This window comes from Marinobacter sp., from assembly GCF_041687235.1.
In the GTDB taxonomy this organism is placed as follows: domain Bacteria; phylum Pseudomonadota; class Gammaproteobacteria; order Pseudomonadales; family Oleiphilaceae; genus Marinobacter.
On sequence record NZ_JAWLCH010000004.1, the window covers coordinates 245,800 to 263,666 of the forward strand.

The window sequence follows — 17,867 nt, forward strand, 5'->3', positions numbered from 1 at the left end:
CGCCAAGACGGTTACAACCGAAGGTCTGCCTCGCCCAGAGGCAGCACACCCTTCAAATCAAACAAAACGCCATTGTTTTTCAAGAGCGCCCGCAGCTCTTTGGATGATTTAGCGGCGTATTCACGATGTGGCACTGCCAGAAACAGCGCATCGTAGTCGCCGGCTTTCGGAGACTCCACCAGTGAAATACCATATTCATGCTCGGCTTCGGCATTATCGGCCCAGCAATCTGTCACATCCACGGAACAGCCGAAATCCTGCAATTCACGGATAACATCAATCACACGGGTATTTCGCAAATCCGGGCAGTTTTCCTTGAAGGTCAGCCCCATTACTAGAACTCTTGAAGATGCCACGGTATGCCCGGTTTTAATCATTGCTTTCACCAGCTCGGCCGCCGCATAGGGGCCCATATTGTCGTTTACCCGCCGGCCAGACAGAATAATCTCCGGGTGATAACCAATGGCCTGGGCCTTATGGGTCAGATAATACGGATCCACACCAATACAATGGCCGCCCACAAGGCCAGGTTTGAACGGCAGGAAATTCCACTTGGTACCAGCGGCTGCCAACACTTCGTGAGTATCAATCTTGAGGCGCGAAAAAATCATCGAAAGTTCATTCATCAACGCAATATTCAAATCACGCTGGGTATTCTCTATAACCTTCGCCGCTTCAGCCACTTTAATGGAACTGGCTTTATGAGTGCCTGCCGTAATAACACTGGCATAAAGCGCATCCACTTCATCGGCAATATCCGGAGTGGATCCTGAGGTAACCTTCATAATGCTGGTTACCCGATGCTCTTTATCACCCGGGTTGATTCGCTCAGGGCTGTAACCGGCAAAGAAATCCTTGTTAAAGGTAAGGCCGGAGACTTTCTCCAATACCGGCACACAAACTTCTTCCGTGGCGCCGGGATATACCGTGGATTCGTAAATCACGATATCGCCCTGTTTGAGAACCTGCCCAACGGTTTCGCTGGCTTTTACCAGAGGCGTTAAATCCGGCGTTTTGAACTCATCAATCGGAGTGGGCACCGTCACAATATAAATCTGGCAATCCCGAATGCCTTCAAGACTATCCGTAAACGACAAACCGGATGCCGCCGCCAATTCTTCCCGGGAGACCTCCCGGGTATAATCCACACCGTCCTTCAGCTCGGCAATACGCTTGCTGTTGATGTCGAAACCGGCAATCTCCCGCTTTTCACCAAAGGCGGCGGCAAGAGGCAGCCCTACATAGCCAAGACCAATAACTGCTATTTTCTTCATTTGAAATCCTTTCCGAGGAAGCAAAACCCGGCGACCATCCGCCCTAATCTGATGGGATAATTATGTCTGTACCAGCCAGGGATTGAAAACACCTTTTCAACGCACACTTTGCCTCCGGATCACCATGCACAATCCGGATCTCCCGGGGAGGAGCAGGCATACCCGACACAAAACCCACCAAATCACTCTGCCCCGCATGGGCCGAATAGCCCCCGACCTGATGAACCCGGGCCCGGATATCATAGCGGTCACCATCCAGCTCCACCCAGCCTCCACGAGGACCATAAGTCAGAATATCCCGACCTGGCGTGCCCGCGGCCTGGTAGCCAACAAACAACACATCGTTCCGCTTATCTCCGAGCATCGCTTTCAGATAATTCACTACCCTGCCACCGGCGCACATACCGGAACCGGCCAGAACCACACAGGGGCGATGGGAACGAGCCAGGTAATTCACTGCGTTGAGGTGGTCTTCGTGGGAGTTGATCACCGTGAGTTGCTCAAAGGAGAGCGGATGCCGGCCCTGGCGGACCAGGTCTGTGGCTTCGTCGTCCCAATAGGGCTTCAGATCCCGGTAGATGCGGGTGAATTCCGCCGCCAGGGGCGAATCCACAATGATTTCCAGGTTGCTCCACGTTAGCTTCTTTGTCGGATTACGGCTTTGCCTAATCCGACCTACGGGTTCGGGCTCTTCTTCGTAGGTCGGATTAGCGCCGCCCCGCGGCGCGTAATCCGACGCCCCAGCAAGCCCCCTATCTCCAAATTCGTGTATCAGACTCTCCATCTCATAAAGCAACTCCTGCGTCCTTCCAATACTGAACGCCGGCACCAGCACCGTCCCGCCATCTTCAAGGGCGTGCTCCAACACCGCCTTCAACCGATAACGCCGCGTTTCCCGGTCCTCATGGTCCTTATCCCCATAAGTACTCTCAATCACCAACCGATCCGCCCGCTCCGGGGATTGGGGCGCCGGGAGCAACGGGGCATGGGGCGCACCAAGATCGCCACTGAATACGATCCGTTCTTCAGAATTCCCCACACGGGCATCACATTCCACATACGCCGAGCCCAGGATATGCCCCGCCCTTTGCAACCGAACCGACAGGGAGCTGTCCCCCTCGGCAAAGACCGAGTGCCACTGGCCATAAGGCACCGGCACCAGACGGGAACGGATCAGCCCCAGAACCCTCTCAATCAACTGCCGGTCGCGGGTAAAGCCGATCTTCAGGGCATCCTCCAGAATCTCTGGCAGCATAATGGCCGAAGGCTCGGAACAAATAATGGGCCCCTCAAAACCCGCCGCCAGCAAATAGGGAATGCGCCCTACGTGGTCGATATGCACGTGGGTGACCACCAGGGCCCGGATATGTTCGATGGAAAAATCAATGGAGAGATCGGAAGCGGAAGCTCCGCGGCCTTCGTCCTGGCCCTGGAACAGGCCGCAGTCTATGAGGATGCCAGCGGAGTTTGGTGCCGTGAAGTTGGGGTCTGACCCTGCGGGGTCAGACCCCTTTTTCATGCCCGGAGTCAGAGTCAATTCATGGCAGGAGCCAGTAACGCCCGTGGTGGCGCCGTGGTGGGAAATTTCAATCATCGTCAACGTTCCTTGTTGATAACCAAGGGTCAGAAGAACGCTTTCTTCTGACCCCAACTTCAAGCAAATTACACCCTAAGCCAATGGCAACCGACGGACCTTGTCCTCATTCCTTGTCTCGCCAACCCGCGCCTGATTGCCGTTACACCAAACCAGATCTGCCACATCGCCATTGTGCGAAAACGCCGTGGGCGCGGTTTTAAGAATCTGAACCACCTCCTGGCAATCAAATTCGTGGCTCGCCCGCATCAACCGGTTCAGGGTCTGCTCCACATCCTCCCAGTCCATGGAAACCTCCCTGGCCATCATGATACGGGGGTGAGCCGTACCCTGCGGGTTATCACCAATCAATAACTCCTCATAAAGCTTTTCACCCGGGCGCAACCCGGAGAATACAATTTCGATATCCCCATCCGGCCGATCGTCGGTTTTCTCCATCAACCCCATCAGGTGGATCATCTTGCGGGCCAGGTCGGCAATTTTTACGGGCTCGCCCATATCCAGAACAAACACTTCACCCCCCTGCCCCATACTGCCAGCCTGAAGAACGAGCTGACTGGCCTCAGGAATGGTCATGAAGTAGCGAATAATATCCGGGTGAGTCACGGTGACTGGCCCGCCATCACGAATCTGGTCCCGGAACAGCGGCACAACAGAGCCGGAAGAGCCAAGAACGTTGCCAAACCGCACCATGGAAAAGATGGTGTCTGACTGCCGCTGAGCCAGGCCCTGAAGCACAAGCTCAGCAAGGCGTTTGCTGGCGCCCATCACATTGGTTGGGCGCACCGCCTTATCGGTAGAGATCAGCACAAAGCGCTTCACCCCAGCCGCGATAGCCGCTTCTGCAACATGGAAGGTGCCGAACACATTATTCTGAACACCTTCAATAATATTGTGTTCAACCAGCGGCACATGCTTGTACGCCGCGGCGTGGTATACCGTCTCTATACCAAAACTCCGCATCGCCGTTTCGCAGCGCCGACGATGAGTGACGCTGCCCAGCAACGGGTGGATTTCTACCCCAAGCGCCTCAATTTGATTGATCGCCTGAAGCTCACGCTCAATTGCGTAGAGTGAAAATTCGGACTGCTCGAACAGCACCAGCTTGGACGGACGATGCTGAATGATCTGGCGGCAAAGCTCCGAACCAATCGACCCTCCGGCCCCGGTTACCATCACTGCCCTGTCGTACAAACTCCTGGCCACCTGAGCATTGTCTGGCTGAACCGGATCACGCCCTAATAGATCTTCTATCTCCAAGTCCCGGATATCGTTAATGCGCGCTTGGCCAGCCACAAGTTCGGACATGGTCGGGACCGTCTGCACCGGAATTGCCAAGGGCTCCAGCCGTTTCAGCAAGCGCTTGCGGTCAATTCCAGAATTCGCATCCAAAGCCAGCAGCAGCCGCTTTATCCGATGCTCTTTGATGGCGCGCTCAATATGGCTGATGTCATACACCGGTATGCCGTTGATCAGCGCCCGGTGATTTGCCTTGCGAAGCGTAATGAATGCGCAGGGATGGTACTCGGTACCCTGCTCAAGAGCATTGGCAAGCTGCAGGCCCGTCTCTCCCGCGCCGACAATCGCAACATATTGTTTATTGCGGTTTTTCGGGCGGTGCACCAGCATGCGCACCGTCATCCGCGTACCGCTAACGAAAATAAAGGCCAGTGCCCCATAGATGATAGGAACCGAGCGTGGCACCAGCACTTCCAGCCAATAACCCAGCAGAATAAGAGTCACAGCGGAAATCACGACACCGGAAATAACCGTCAAAAACGCACGGTCACTCAAGTATCTAACCACAGCCCGATAAAGGCCCAGCTTTACGAATACTCCAATGGTAAAGGCAACGGTAAGGCCCGAAACAATCAACTGCCCCCGATCGGGCACCCACAATTGTTGATCAAGCCGGAGCGAAAAAGCGGCCCAAAGCGCAAAGAACAGCACCAGAACATCCGCAAAAACGGACACCAGCCGCTTTTGGAACCGGGATAGATTCAAAAATCGTTCAAACATAGCGTCCCTTCGTCAGACCGTTTCTATAGCCATGAAAACTGTGATCCATCACAACAGATCAGTCGCTGCCAAACAAATCACGGGTGTAGACCTTTTCCTCAATATCCAGAAGGTTCTCACTGCGCCGATTTGCAAGCACCACATCAGATATGGATTTGAACTCAGCCAGATCACGGACAACCCGTGAATGAAAAAACTCCTCGGCATCAAGCTCAGGCTCGTAGATCACTACCTCAATGCCTTTGGCCTTGATCCGCTTCATAATGCCCTGAATGGCAGAGGCACGAAAATTATCAGACCCGGATTTCATCACCAGTCGATAAACCCCTACAACTTCAGGCTTTTTCCGCAGGATATCGTCTGCAATAAAGTCCTTGCGCGTGCGGTTGGCATCTACAATTGCCTTGATAAGATTATTGGGCACATCCTCGTAATTGGCCAACAACTGTTTGGTATCCTTCGGAAGGCAATAGCCGCCGTAACCGAATGAAGGGTTGTTGTAGTGTTTGCCGATACGTGGATCCAACCCCACGCCATCAATAATCTGGCGTGTGTCTAACCCATGGCTTGCTGCGTAGGTGTCCAGCTCGTTGAAATAGGCCACACGCATGGCGAGGTAGGTATTGGAAAACAGCTTGATCGCCTCGGCTTCGGTACTGTCCGTGAACAAGACCGGCACATCCTGCTTAACCGCGCCCTGCCTAAGCAGCCCAGCAAAAATCTCGGCTCGCTCGGACCTCTCACCCACAATAATCCGGGATGGATACAAATTGTCGTGAAGCGCTTTTCCTTCCCGCAGAAACTCCGGCGAGAAAAGAATATTTGATGTTTCAAAACGCTCACAAACGTCTTTGGTATACCCGACAGGAACCGTGGACTTGATCACCATCACTGCATCGGGGTTGATGTCCAGTACATCCTGAATAACGGATTCCACAGTTTTGGTATTGAAGTAGTTTGTTTCCGGGTCGTAGTCCGTTGGCGTGGCAATCACTACATAATCGGCACCAACATATGCCAATTCACGGTCCAGCGTAGCCGTAAAGTCCAGCTCCCGGTTTGCCAGAAAATCATCGATTTGGGGATCAACAATCGGGCTCCTGTGACTATTGAGCAGTTCTACTTTTTCCTTGTCGATATCAAGGGCAACGACTTCATTATGTTGAGCAAGCAGCATTGCGTTGGATAATCCGACATAACCTGTGCCGGCAATGGCAATTTTCATAATGTCTTCTCAGTGTCTATGTCTAGAATTGTGTGAATGATCCAAATCACGGCGTCTACATTAATATAAAGTTGCTGTGACGAACGTCGATTACGGATACTTCCTTAAAAATTCCAAACGAATGGGATGAGGCTAATAGCTACACATCCAATCAAAATGGAGAGTGGTAACCCTACCCGCACGTAGTCTGAAAACCGATACCGGCCTGGCCCATAGACCATTAGATTGGTCTGGTATCCAAGCGGCGTAATAAACGAGGCAGATGCTGCAAACATGACCCCAATGGCGAAAGGAATGAAGTCAACATTAAGTTGTTCGGAGACGGCCAAGGCAATCGGAAACATCAGTACAGCAGCGGCATTGTTGGTTATAACCTCGGTGAAAATTGCGGTAAGAACATAAACGATAGCCAATGCCAACCAGGGAGTTAAAGGCCCAAAACCCAGGAGACCGCCCGCGACCCATTGCGCGGCTCCTGTTTCTGTCATTGCGTTGCCCAGAGCAAAAGACGCTGCGATAACAACAAGAACAGGCAAATCTACACTACGCCTGGCGCGACTAGCCGTAATACAACCGGAAACAATCATCGCCCCGGCGGCCAAAAAGGCCGCTTCCATTATCTGCAATAAACCAGAGGCGCTTACGAGCACCATCAATGCCAGTATTCCAAGCGCCCTCGGCGCCCTGTGGAAATCCGGCGGCGTGGAATCGTTCAGCGCGCTGACCAACAGGAAATCCCGCCGGAAGCGATACTGCTCAACAAACTGATGACTGGCTTCCAGAAGCAGGGTGTCCCCCATTCTGAAGGTTATATCCCCTAGCTTGCCCGGAACTCGCTTGCCTTCGCGAGACAGCGACAAAATGACCGCGTTAAAACGGGTCCGGAACCGGCTATCCCGAATCGTCTTGTTCAGCGCGGGGAACTCGGGCCCAAGAACCACCTCCACCAGGCATCGCTGGTGGTTTGCCACATCCAGCTTGTGCACACTTCCGTTGGCTGGCTTCAACCCCTGAATGCGGCGTAACTCACTGGCACATTCCGGGGCGCCGACAAAATAAAGCCTGTCACCGCCCTGCAGAGTCCGGTCTGGCTCGACGGCGGTGATCAGCCGCCCGCCACGGTCGATCTCGGTAAGGTAGCCGTAGTTCAGAGCCCGCAACCCAGCCTGGGCAATAGTTTTACCTACAAGAGGACCGGGCGCCATCACCTCAACCTCAACCCCATACTCCCGTACCTGGTCAAGTTCTTCAGTAACACCACCGCGGTCTGGCAGTATCCGGGAGGCAAACAGAACCAAGAAGGTACCGCCCACGATAAGAAGCGGAATACCAACCCAGGCCAGTTCAAAAAGCCCCAGATTGATACCAAGACGGCTCTGAAGCATACCGTCCACCACCAGATTGGTACTGGTGCCAATCAAAGTGCATGTACCACCAAGAATCGCGGCATAGCTGAGAGGTAACAGAAGCTTGGATGCAGGAACGCCCAGGCGCTGGGCCCAGTCCTGAATGGCAGGAATGAACATGGCAACAACGGCCGTATTGTTCATAAAGCCACTAAGAATACCCGTGGGCGCAATCATTCTGAGCTGGGCGCCCTTCTCCGTTTTCGGGTGCCCCAGCAATCGGCGGGCAATCCACTGCACAGCGCCCGTCTCTTTTAGCCCGGCGGCAACAACGTAAAGCGTTGCAATTGTGACGACACCCGGATTGCCAAACCCCGCCAACGCTTCCGCTGGGCCCAGGATGCCTGAAATCAACAGGAATGCCAGAGCCGCCATCAGAATCAGGTCGGCGGAAACACGGGTAAGGGCCAGCGCCGACAACACAGAAAAAAGTGTTATCAGCGTAACAATGCCTTGCCACTCCATGGAATCAGTCCCTGCGGATAATCATTTCCCGCTCAAGCAGATAGGCAATGAGAGTATCAACGCACTCCTCCACCGACATGGTCGACGTATCCAGCCGAAGCTCGGGGTGGGAAGGAATCTCATAGGGCGAGTCAATGCCGGTGAAGTGCTTGATCTGTCCGGAGCGTGCCTTCTGGTAGAGCCCTTTCGGGTCGCGCTCTTCACAGGTGGCCAGAGGTGTGTCCATAAACACTTCAATGAATTCACCGGCCGGGAACAGCTTGCGAACCATACGGCGGTCGCTAGTGAACGGCGAAATGAAGGCGCTCATCACTATCAGACCTGCGTCTGCAAACAGCTTGCAGACCTCACCTACCCGCCGAATGTTCTCTTCGCGGTCGTCATCAGAGAAGCCGAGATCGCTGCACAGCCCGTGGCGAACGTTGTCGCCATCCAGCAGGAACGTGTGATAACCGCGTTTGTGCAGCGCGACATCGAGCGCGTTGGCAATGGTGGACTTGCCAGAGCCGCTGAGGCCAGTGAACCACAGCAGGCAGGGTTTCTGGTTTTTGTTAACCGAACGCTCGGCCCGGGTGATTTTGTGATCATGCCAGACAATGTTATCAGCCAAGGTTCTTTCCCTCGAATCTGGATTTGTTTGTCGGATTACGCTTTGCTAATCCGACCTACGTAGGCTTGGGTGCAATTGTAGGTCGGATTAGAGGCGAAGCCTCGTAATCCGACAACAGCTCAAACCGGTTTACACCCCCACTCCGGATAATTCTCCCGGATAAACCGGTTGAGATTGCGCTCGGCCTCGGTATATTCCCGCTCAGTCACGGCGCCAGCACCACCCAGCGCCTTATCCACCATACCCGCCGCAACAGTCACATTCGTCAGTTTGTCGATCAGGATAAAGCTGCCGGTTCCCGGGTGCCGCTGATAATCCTCAACCACCACGGGTTCGGAAAGCTCCACATCACAAAGGCCTATAGAGTTCAGCTCAAGACCGCTTTTCGCCTCCGGGTAGCGCTCCAGCGTGTTCACATCAATCTCTTCAAGCACTTCGTTTACATAACAGTTGGTCACCCGTGTGCCAATCTTGATACCGTATTCACGGCCGGGTTTCAGCGCCTGCTCATTCATCCAGACAATGTGCGCCGCAAAGCGGTTACCCAATGCAGGCTTGCTGTTGGCATGCACCAGCAGATCACCCCGGGAAATATCCACCTCGTCTTCCAGGGTCAGAGTAATCGCGTCCCCGGGCCAGGCCCGCTCAATTTCACCTTCGTAACTGTGGATGCCTTTTACCCGAGAGGTCTTGCCCGAGGGCAGTACCGCAATTTCATCGCCCTTGTGCACCACGCCACTGGCGAGCGTGCCGCAATAGCCCCGGAAATCCAGGTTCGGGCGATTCACATACTGCACTGGGAATCGCAGGTCGGTCACGTTCAGATCTTCCAGAACCTCCACCTGCTCAAGGATGTTCATGAGCGTCTCACCGTGGTACCAGGGCGTCTGCTCGCTGCGGTTCACCACGTTATCGCCATTCAGGGCCGAGATCGGCACGTAGTAGACATCTTCAAGGCCCAGCTGGGCCGCCAGCTTCTGGTATTCCTCGCGGATCTTGTTGAACACCTCCTCGGAGAAGTCCACCAGATCCATTTTGTTGATCGCCACCACCACATGCTTCAGGCCAAGCAGGCTGACAATAAAACTGTGCCGGCGAGACTGGGTGAGCACGCCTTTACGCGCGTCAATCATCACCACGGCCAGATCACAGGTAGAGGCACCGGTGGCCATATTGCGGGTGTACTGCTCATGGCCCGGGCAGTCGGCAATGATGAACTTGCGCTTGTCGGTGGAGAAATACCGGTACGCCACATCAATGGTAATGCCCTGCTCCCGCTCGGAAGCCAGACCATCCACCAGCAACGCCAGATCCAGTGCGTCGCCGGCGTTGCCCTGGCGCTCGCTGTCTTTGTGCAAGGTCGCCAGATGGTCTTCAAAAATCAGCTTGGAATCGAACAACAGGCGACCAATCAGGGTGGACTTGCCGTCATCAACGCTGCCGCACGTCAAGAAACGCAGCAGGTCCTTGTTCTCGTGCTGGTCCAGGTACGCAAGGATATCGGATTCAATTAATTCAGAGGCGTGAGACATAGTAATAATTCCGAAACAAAAAATTTTATTGGGATCAGAAGTGTCGGATTACGCTTTGCTAATCCGACCTACAGGGAAGGGGGCTAATTTAACGTAGGTCGGATTAGCGAAGCGTAATCCGACAAATCCACCCTAGAAATACCCTTCCCTCTTTTTCTGCTCCATAGACGCAGCGGAATCGTGATCAATCACCCGCCCCTGCCGTTCGGACGTCTTGGTCAACAACATCTCCTGGATAATCTCCGGCAACGTCGCCGCCTCGGACTCAACCGCCCCGGTTAACGGATAACACCCGAGGGTCCGGAACCGCACCATCTTCATTTCCGGTTTTTCGCCAGGTTCCAACGGCATGCGATCGTCATCCACCATAATCAGCGTGCCATCGCGCTCAACCACCGGTCGTTCCGCAGCGTAATACAGCGGCACGATGTCGATGTTTTCCAGGTAGATGTACTGCCAGATATCCAGCTCCGTCCAGTTTGAGAGCGGGAACACACGAATGCTCTCGCCCTTGTTAACCTTGCCGTTATACAGGTTCCAAAGTTCCGGGCGCTGGTTTTTCGGATCCCAGCGGTGGAACTTGTCACGGAAGGAATACACCCGCTCCTTGGCGCGGGACTTCTCTTCATCCCGCCGGGCGCCGCCGAAGGCGGCATCAAAGCCATACTGATCCAGCGCCTGCTTCAGAGCCTGTGTTTTCATCACATCGGTATGCTTGGCACTGCCGTGGGTGAACGGGCCAATGCCCTGGGCCACGCCTTCCTGATTGGTGTGAACAATCAGCTTCAGGCCCAACCGCTCAGTCAGCTCATCCCGGAACTTGATCATCTCCCGGAATTTCCAGGTTGTATCAATATGCATGAGCGGAAACGGCGGCTTGCCAGGCGCGAAAGCCTTCATCGCCAGATGCAGCATGACTGCCGAATCCTTGCCGATGGAATAAAGCATTACCGGGTTATCAAACTCGGCGGCCACTTCACGAATGATATGGATAGACTCAGCCTCAAGTTGTTTGAGGTGAGTTTTCTTTGGAGGAGTTAAGGTCATTGGTATTTCCAGTCCTTCTTGTTGAATGACGCCTGCGGCTCATCCAACCCGGGGTTCGAATGTTTAATCTGATTGTCGGATTACGCTGGCGCTAATCCGACCTACGCGTTGCAGGCACAGTAGGTCGGATTAGAGGCAAAGCCTCGTAATCCGACAAACAAACCATCAAGCCCAAAAAGAGCCAATCACGCTCAAAAATTCGTCTAACTGATCGGCAGGAAGCGAATTAATCCCTGCAGCCGCCTTCCGCCCGCCACCGGTCGGAAACTGGCGTGCAACCTCATCGGCTCCAGTGCGATTGTTCAAAGGCGCACGAATACTCACCAGATAGGTATTATCGGCCTTTTCAGTAACAATCGCACAGGCTTTGTCGGGGTTCCGGTTGGCCAGCTCATTGCCCAGCACACCACTTACCCGGCGCGCCCAGGCCTCATCTGGCAGCTTCACCACCAGCGATGAAGCAGATTCCGTAAGTACAGGCGCCGCCAACCCCTGCACCATATCCGCTTCGTAACCATCCCTCAGCTGCTGCCATGCAATGGGGGCCGAAGCGATCAGCTCCAGCGGATCCGAAAACTTCACCAATTCCCGGTACAAATCCGCCGGATGGAAGTGCAGGTCCTCAACCGTTGAGCCATAGCCGTTATAGTTGATGCAAACGCCAAGTGTTTTTAGCGCCTCGCTCTGTTCAGACGACAACCCCGCCTTGGCTGCCAACTCCTCTGCCACGGCATTGAGGTTGTCACCGAACGCCGCCGCAATAGCCCAGTTATGGAACCGACCACCAAGATGCTGATCCACCAACAAGCTGGTACAAGTAGTGGGCTGGGTATCGATCAGCGCCGTAAATTCCGGAGCCTCCGGCAGCTTGTCACCTGGGAAGTGGTGATCCACGTAGAAAACGGAACACCCAGCCGCAAGCAGTGCATCCACCGCGTCACGGTTTTTATCGAGGCTGACATCGAGAATAGAAACGCTTGCAGGCTCGTTGGCTGGCACCTGTTTTGCCAGTTCGATATCCCGCTTCACACCCGTAATCAAGGTGCTTTCTTTGGGTTCTGCCAGGCGAAGCTGAATCAGTGCGCAGATTCCGTCTGCATCGCCATTGAATACGTCGTAGATGGGCATAGGTACTCTTTAAACGGGGCGAATTAGTTCTTAGACTGCAGCCTTGGCCATAACATCAGTCAGTACTGAACAAGTCTTTTCAATCTCAGCCTGAGTCACTGTGGGGTGTACCAGAAACATCAAACTGGTCTCTCCCAGCTCCTTTGCAATGGGAAAACGCTGTTCTGGCCGCCAATCCGTCCCGTCAAACGCCTTTTCCAGATAGACCTCGGAACAGGAACCCGAAAAACACGGCACGCCAGCCTCCACGATTTCCTGCTGAATCCTGTCTCGATCCCAACCTTCACGGAGTTGGTCCTGTTCCACAAACACATAACACTTATAGGCAGCGTGTTCGACGTTCCCGGGCACTTCCGGGACACGTAGCCCCGGCAGCTGACGGGCAGTTTCCCAGATAGCTTTGGCGTTGCGTTGGCGGGCTGCCCGCCACTCAGGCATTCGCGTTAGCTGGATGCGGCCGATAACACCTTGCATTTCCGTCATGCGCCAGTTGGTGCCAAAGCTCTCATGCAACCAACGAAAACCCGGAGGATGCTCACGCTCGTAGACAGCATCCCAGCTTTTCCCGTGGTCTTTATAGGCCCACATGCGCTTCCACAGATCACGATTGTTAGTGGTGACCATGCCACCCTCGCCGCCCGTGGTCATAATTTTGTCCTGGCAGAAAGACCAGCAACCGACATGGCCAATAGAGCCCACCGAACGCCCCTTAAAGCGGGCACCATGGGCTTGGGCGCAATCTTCAATCACGTACAGGTCATGGTCTTCAGCAAGCGCCATGAAGCCGTCCATCTCGCAGGGCCACCCTGCCAGGTGAACACATATAATTGCCCTGGTACGAGGGCTAATCACCTTACGAACAGATTCCGGCGTGATGTTCTGGGAGTCACGGTCTATTTCCGCAAACACCGGTATGGCACCGGCGGTAACAATACTGGATGCGGATGCCAGGAACGTTCGGGGAGTAACCACCACTTCATCACCCGGGCCAATCCCCAGCCCCTTCAGGGCCAGGTCCAGAGCCAAAGTGCCGTTCGCCAAAGCGATAGCGTACTCGGTATCCGCAAAATCAGAGAACTCACGTTCAAACTCGCGACATTCCTGACCAGTCCAATAGTTTACTTTATTGGAAAGAAGCACATCGCGCACTGCATTGGCCTCTTCCTCGGTGAAGGAGGGCCAGGGGGAGAAAGGTCCGTTCAACATTTAGTGAAACACCGTGTCCAGAATGTATTGAATATCACGCTTCAACGACCAGTTCCGAATGTAATCCAGATTAATCTGCACCTTATCCGGCCAAATCACCTCCCGGTTGAACGCTTCCGGGTCTTCCTGATTGGCCAGAAGTTCTTCCTCATGGCGATACTTCAGGGTGGCCGGCCCCGTAATACCGGGACGGATGGACAACATGGCCCGCTCGTCACCCTGAAGCAGATCCGCATAACCGGGCACATCTGGCCGGGGACCCACAAAACTCATTTGCCCGATGAACACGTTCCAAAGCTGCGGGAGTTCATCAATTTTTGTACGACGGAAAAATGCCCCCAGAGGCGTTATACGGGGATCTCCCCGACTGGTCACCGTTGTGTCAAACGATGCAATTGGGCGCATAGTCTTAATCTTCACAACCCTGAAATTTCTCCCATTGCGCCCCACCCGTTTCTGAATAAAAAAGCCATTAGAGCGGGTGTCGAGGCTAGCCGCCAACCAGGCTATCAGAATCAGCCACCACACCAGAGCCAGCCCAACCGCCGCGCCCAAAAAATCGAAACTCCGCTTTATAAAGGCTTGCGGCCTGGTTAACCGAAGTTCGCTCATTGCCTCAACTCCAGCTTTCCATGGGCTTGTTCTAGCTCGGTCAAAGCCTGGTGAATCTTTATGGCATCCGGGTCATTCTTCAGGTCAGCCAACTTGTATTCGAATGAATCTGGCAATGCATTTCTTATTTGAACCGAAACGCCTCTTTTCAAACACCAGTCCCGAATTTTCTCTACTTCCCTTTTAGGGCTCTCACACAATTTTTCATAATGAACACTCAGCATCTCGCTCGCCGAAGGTGCGTCATCTAGCCGCCGGTTCAGCCAATAAACTTGTGCTGCAACTCTCTCATGTTCACTGGCACTATCTCTTTCCTCGCACTCTCGCGGGACCACGGAAAACCAGTTGCTTTCTCCTGCTCGCAACGATTTAAGCAAGGACAGCGCATTGGAAACCGGCTCTCTACGCAAGCGGATTAATGCAGCACCGGGAAAAGCATCGTTCAGGCGATCAGGAACCAGGGCATGCCCCAAGTAAGCGCTAGCAAACGGTCCCTTATTTCGTGAAAGTACTGAAATTACCTGTCCAAGATAGCGTGCCCGCTTCTCGCGCTTCTTTACGGCCAAAGTGTGACAGTCTGAGTCTATCAATCCACAGTCCAGCCACCATTGCCAAAAATGCAGGCCTTCGGCTGGGCCATCAAGCCCTGAAACGAAACCATGTTGAGATTGAAAGTCCGAGCTGTGCGAACGGGAAAGCCGTGCCGAAACCCCCCCCCCAATCAAGGGAAGCTGGTACAACAAATGCCAGATATTTGAGAGATAATTTACTGACAAACCATGGCATATAGCCTGGTAAGTGACCGTTGACCCGCTCCGTGGAACAGCGAGTAAGAAAATTGCCTGCGTTGGCTCGGTGGGCCTCCCGAACAAACGAACAATCGGCCACTCCAGAAAACCAAAGACTCTCAACGGAAACGCCTGGATCAAGCGCGCGAACCGAACCGCCAATGAAGACCGCCCCATTACAGGGCCCCCTCTTCACATAAACGTCGTATCTCCTCCTGCTTCAGAAGTACAGACGCCTTTTTAAAGGGGCCAAGAGGAACGTTCCCAATTCGTTCTCTGAACGGGTATGCAACCTTTACCAATACACCCAGCCATGGCTTATAAATAACATTCAAGCGTGCATAGGCTTTCCGGAAACCAAATTTGGACTCCAGAAAATCGTGTATCTGCGTTTCATGACTCAGGCTCCTTGCACCATCTGAAACATACCGGAACCCCCGGTCTTCAAGGTAGTGCCGGTTCATCTCATAGAACAATGCATAGGATGAGTATTTCTTGAGGGCAGAGGGTTCGAACCAAATGGTGTTGTAGAAACAAACATCTGACTCAACGAAGTTTTCGCTGAAAGCGACCATATCGCCCGTTGCCTCATTCCAGACTCCCCAAAATTCAGTCTGCTCAGGCAATGCCAACACCGCTTCTCTGAATGCTTCCGCGGAGTACCGCGCTTCATGGGTCTCATAGCGCGAAAACGCACTGCAATATACCTGGTAACCATGGGCCAGTACCGTGTCGCGCGAAGCGGCTTCGCAACGGAATGTTTTCATGCCACGGCGGACTTTGCTCCGGGTATTACTGCTCAGATCCGATAAAGAACAGGCGCCATCTTTTATAATATGCCACCAGGCACCCTGTTTTATCTGATCAAATTCGCTCTCCCAACGTATAAAAAGAGCGCCCTGGTCTTTCATGGTCTTGCGGGCTTCACTCTCCTCAAGTTCAGAAATCATGAAAGGAGGTGATAGCGGAAAGAGGCCTCCCTGGTTGTCACGCCAGTGCATATCGTTTGCAAAAACAGATCGATAACCGATCAAAAGTAACTTCCTTTCAACATAACGGGTTCGTGTAGCCCTTGAATCGGGCAAGGCATCAGATCAGTAATAGTGGCCAGGAGCGATTTCTGCTGCACTAACCTGATCTCCCTGTACCGCCGCCTCAAGCACTCTTTGTAACTGCTCGGCAAGCACATCGCGATCAAAGCAATCTTCTGCAAGCGTGCGGGCGGCGTGTCCGGCCTTGGCAAGCCACTGCGAGTCATGCATTTTGTTTTCCAGTTCTGCGGCGACTTCAGCAACGGGCCTCTGCCATAGGGCCACGCCACATTCATGCTTCTGAACAAGATCGTGCATCCAACCACCGTAGTTCAGCAGTACCGGAGTTCCCGATGCCAATGCGTCGAAAAATTTGTTTGCCGAATTCGGGCGCATTTCGGGCAGATCGATAAACAAGGCCGATGCCATTGTTGCTGCGCTCAAGAGCGCTGGCATTTCACGTTTGGGCAGCCGGCTCTCGTAGAACAGGTTTACGTCCAGCACACCGGCTTCCCGGGCCCGCTTTATAACCAGCGGACGTTCCGCGCCATCGCCAACCAACAAGATTCGGATATCAGACCCAATGGTCCGCAACCCCTTTGCTAATTCAACCATGTAGCCAAGACCATTCACTTTACCGAAGGTGCCGGTATAGACGAGTAAGGGTTTATCTCCCAGCCAGCTTCGCTCTGAGCGAAACCGCGCCGCCGCCGCCGCATCATACGTGAATTCCGCGTTGTCACTACTGTTCGGTATTACTGCTATTTTGTCTGGGTTGTAGCCGGCGCGAACAACCCCCTCTTTCATACCGGGGGACAACGCAACTACCGCTTTGGCGTTTTGGTATGCCCAACGCTCCAGCTTTCGAGCTAAAAAGCGCAACAATGGATTCTTCAAGGCGCCAACTGCAATCGGCATCTCAGGCCAAAGGTCCCGAACTTCAAACACCATCGGAATCTTCTTTTTTCTGGCTGCAGGCACTGCAGGCAACGCAATTGTGAGAGGTGTGCTCGTCGCAAAAATTACGTCGCCATCGAGATCAACCGCCTTTCTTCGAGCGGCAAGTGCGAAGGACAGGAAGGCACCGACACGCTGACCATAGCTCATGTGGTTTGAGTATCGTACTGGATACCAATGCACCTGAATGCCGGACTCATCTGTCTGAAACCAGCCATCGTGCTCCCGATGTTCCTCACGGAAACTGGTAACCATGTGGACCTCATGCCCGGCCGCTACCATACGCCGGGCCATCTCGTAGGAGCGGGTCCCCCCGGACATTTCTGGAGTATTGAAATATTGATGGAGATAAATGATCCTCAACGCCGAGCTCCCACAGCAGAAACAACCGATACAGCAGACAAACCAAACAAAATCATGCTCGCTTCTTGTCCATGATTTCTTGATACAGACCTATTAGGTTCTCCGCCTGACTGTCCCAACTATATTTTTCACGTGCCAGACGTTTTCCGCGCCGGCCCATCTCAGCGGCTTCCTCCGGATGATCACGCAACCAATCAAGTGCCTTTTCGATCGCTTCGTTGTCATCTGGATTAACGCAAATTCCTACACCCTGATCTTCAATGAGCGTTTTCCATACTGGGAAATTCGAGGCAACAATCGGGAGGCCAACGGCCATGTATTCAAAAAACTTAGTTAATTCCTTTTCGCGGTAATGAACTGTGTCAGGGAATAAGGCGATTCCCGCTAACCATCCTCCCTCAGAATAAGCGCCTATAATATCGGCGAACTCAACGAAACGACCGACCCCACGGAGCTCAATTGAAGCGGCATTATGATCGCCGTCCATCTTTACGAGCCGAGCAGCCAACTCTTCTGAGCAACGACCTATTGCCGTTACCTTATATTTATTGGAACAGGCACCAAAATCAGCCATTCTAAGCGCACCGCGGTCCGTAGTAACGTTTCCGGT

The 17,867-nt window shown here is 53.6% G+C and carries 15 protein-coding genes; all 15 read right to left on the reverse strand.

All coding sequences use genetic code 11. The features are described from left to right. Positions 1-11 precede the first annotated feature (11 nt). A complete protein-coding gene (gene tviB / locus ACESMK_RS08335; RefSeq protein WP_372997126.1) occupies positions 12-1,274 on the reverse strand; it encodes a Vi polysaccharide biosynthesis UDP-N-acetylglucosamine C-6 dehydrogenase TviB in 1,263 nt (420 codons plus the stop codon). A gap of 43 nt (positions 1,275-1,317) precedes the next feature. Further along, positions 1,318-2,868: an MBL fold metallo-hydrolase RNA specificity domain-containing protein gene (locus ACESMK_RS08340; RefSeq protein WP_372997128.1), complete on the reverse strand. Its 1,551-nt coding sequence runs from the start codon at positions 2,866-2,868 to the stop codon at positions 1,318-1,320. A 75-nt stretch (positions 2,869-2,943) separates the two neighbouring features. Further along, positions 2,944-4,887 (reverse strand): polysaccharide biosynthesis protein, encoded by a 1,944-nt coding sequence (locus ACESMK_RS08345; RefSeq protein WP_372997130.1) that lies wholly within the window; start codon positions 4,885-4,887, stop codon positions 2,944-2,946. Positions 4,888-4,945: 58 nt separating this feature from the next. Further along, positions 4,946-6,112 (reverse strand): nucleotide sugar dehydrogenase, encoded by a 1,167-nt coding sequence (locus ACESMK_RS08350; RefSeq protein ID WP_372997132.1) that lies wholly within the window; start codon positions 6,110-6,112, stop codon positions 4,946-4,948. Positions 6,113-6,216: 104 nt separating this feature from the next. After that, positions 6,217-7,983: an SLC13 family permease gene (locus ACESMK_RS08355; RefSeq protein ID WP_372997134.1), complete on the reverse strand. Its 1,767-nt coding sequence runs from the start codon at positions 7,981-7,983 to the stop codon at positions 6,217-6,219. Positions 7,984-7,987: 4 nt separating this feature from the next. Then, positions 7,988-8,593, reverse strand: a complete 606-nt coding sequence (gene cysC / locus ACESMK_RS08360; RefSeq protein ID WP_372997136.1) for an adenylyl-sulfate kinase — start codon at positions 8,591-8,593, stop codon at positions 7,988-7,990. 119 nt (positions 8,594-8,712) lie between these two features. Beyond that, entirely contained in the window at positions 8,713-10,125 is a 1,413-nt protein-coding gene (gene cysN / locus ACESMK_RS08365; protein ID WP_372997138.1) for a sulfate adenylyltransferase subunit CysN, read from the reverse strand. Between the two features lie 132 nt (positions 10,126-10,257). Beyond that, positions 10,258-11,172, reverse strand: a complete 915-nt coding sequence (gene cysD / locus ACESMK_RS08370) for a sulfate adenylyltransferase subunit CysD (RefSeq protein ID WP_372997140.1) — start codon at positions 11,170-11,172, stop codon at positions 10,258-10,260. A 165-nt stretch (positions 11,173-11,337) separates the two neighbouring features. Continuing rightward, complete coding sequence (locus tag ACESMK_RS08375) at positions 11,338-12,300, reverse strand: DHH family phosphoesterase (protein ID WP_372997142.1); 963 nt, start codon at positions 12,298-12,300, stop codon at positions 11,338-11,340. Positions 12,301-12,330: 30 nt separating this feature from the next. Next, positions 12,331-13,506, reverse strand: coding sequence for a DegT/DnrJ/EryC1/StrS family aminotransferase (locus ACESMK_RS08380; RefSeq protein ID WP_372997144.1), 1,176 nt, complete (start codon positions 13,504-13,506; stop codon positions 12,331-12,333). Beyond that, a complete protein-coding gene (locus ACESMK_RS08385) occupies positions 13,507-14,118 on the reverse strand; it encodes a sugar transferase (protein ID WP_372997146.1) in 612 nt (203 codons plus the stop codon). Beyond that, positions 14,115-15,047: a sulfotransferase gene (locus ACESMK_RS08390; protein ID WP_372997148.1), complete on the reverse strand. Its 933-nt coding sequence runs from the start codon at positions 15,045-15,047 to the stop codon at positions 14,115-14,117. The genes ACESMK_RS08385 and ACESMK_RS08390 overlap by 4 nt, the downstream gene beginning before the upstream one ends. A gap of 35 nt (positions 15,048-15,082) precedes the next feature. Next, a complete protein-coding gene (locus ACESMK_RS08395) occupies positions 15,083-15,940 on the reverse strand; it encodes a hypothetical protein (RefSeq protein ID WP_372997150.1) in 858 nt (285 codons plus the stop codon). A gap of 60 nt (positions 15,941-16,000) precedes the next feature. Then, on the reverse strand, positions 16,001-17,257 hold the full coding sequence (locus ACESMK_RS08400) for a glycosyltransferase family 4 protein (RefSeq protein WP_372997152.1): 1,257 nt from the start codon (positions 17,255-17,257) through the stop codon (positions 16,001-16,003). 52 nt (positions 17,258-17,309) lie between these two features. Further along, on the reverse strand, positions 17,310-17,831 hold the full coding sequence (locus tag ACESMK_RS08405; RefSeq protein WP_372997154.1) for a glycosyltransferase: 522 nt from the start codon (positions 17,829-17,831) through the stop codon (positions 17,310-17,312). Positions 17,832-17,867: the final 36 nt, after the last annotated feature.

What these genes read in the sequence shown, in the direction of transcription:
- ACESMK_RS08375 (WP_372997142.1), bottom strand. Translation starts at nt 12,300, where the DNA reads ATGCCCATCTACGACGTATTCAATGGCGATGCAGACGGAATCTGCGCA.
- ACESMK_RS08385 (WP_372997146.1), bottom strand. Translation starts at nt 14,118, where the DNA reads ATGAGCGAACTTCGGTTAACCAGGCCGCAAGCCTTTATAAAGCGGAGT.
- cysN (WP_372997138.1), bottom strand. Translation starts at nt 10,125, where the DNA reads ATGTCTCACGCCTCTGAATTAATTGAATCCGATATCCTTGCGTACCTG.
- ACESMK_RS08405 (WP_372997154.1), bottom strand. Translation starts at nt 17,831, where the DNA reads ATGGCTGATTTTGGTGCCTGTTCCAATAAATATAAGGTAACGGCAATA.
- ACESMK_RS08350 (WP_372997132.1), bottom strand. Translation starts at nt 6,112, where the DNA reads ATGAAAATTGCCATTGCCGGCACAGGTTATGTCGGATTATCCAACGCA.
- ACESMK_RS08355 (WP_372997134.1), bottom strand. Translation starts at nt 7,983, where the DNA reads ATGGAGTGGCAAGGCATTGTTACGCTGATAACACTTTTTTCTGTGTTG.
- cysD (WP_372997140.1), bottom strand. Translation starts at nt 11,172, where the DNA reads ATGACCTTAACTCCTCCAAAGAAAACTCACCTCAAACAACTTGAGGCT.
- ACESMK_RS08340 (WP_372997128.1), bottom strand. Translation starts at nt 2,868, where the DNA reads ATGATTGAAATTTCCCACCACGGCGCCACCACGGGCGTTACTGGCTCC.
- tviB (WP_372997126.1), bottom strand. Translation starts at nt 1,274, where the DNA reads ATGAAGAAAATAGCAGTTATTGGTCTTGGCTATGTAGGGCTGCCTCTT.
- ACESMK_RS08380 (WP_372997144.1), bottom strand. Translation starts at nt 13,506, where the DNA reads ATGTTGAACGGACCTTTCTCCCCCTGGCCCTCCTTCACCGAGGAAGAG.
- ACESMK_RS08345 (WP_372997130.1), bottom strand. Translation starts at nt 4,887, where the DNA reads ATGTTTGAACGATTTTTGAATCTATCCCGGTTCCAAAAGCGGCTGGTG.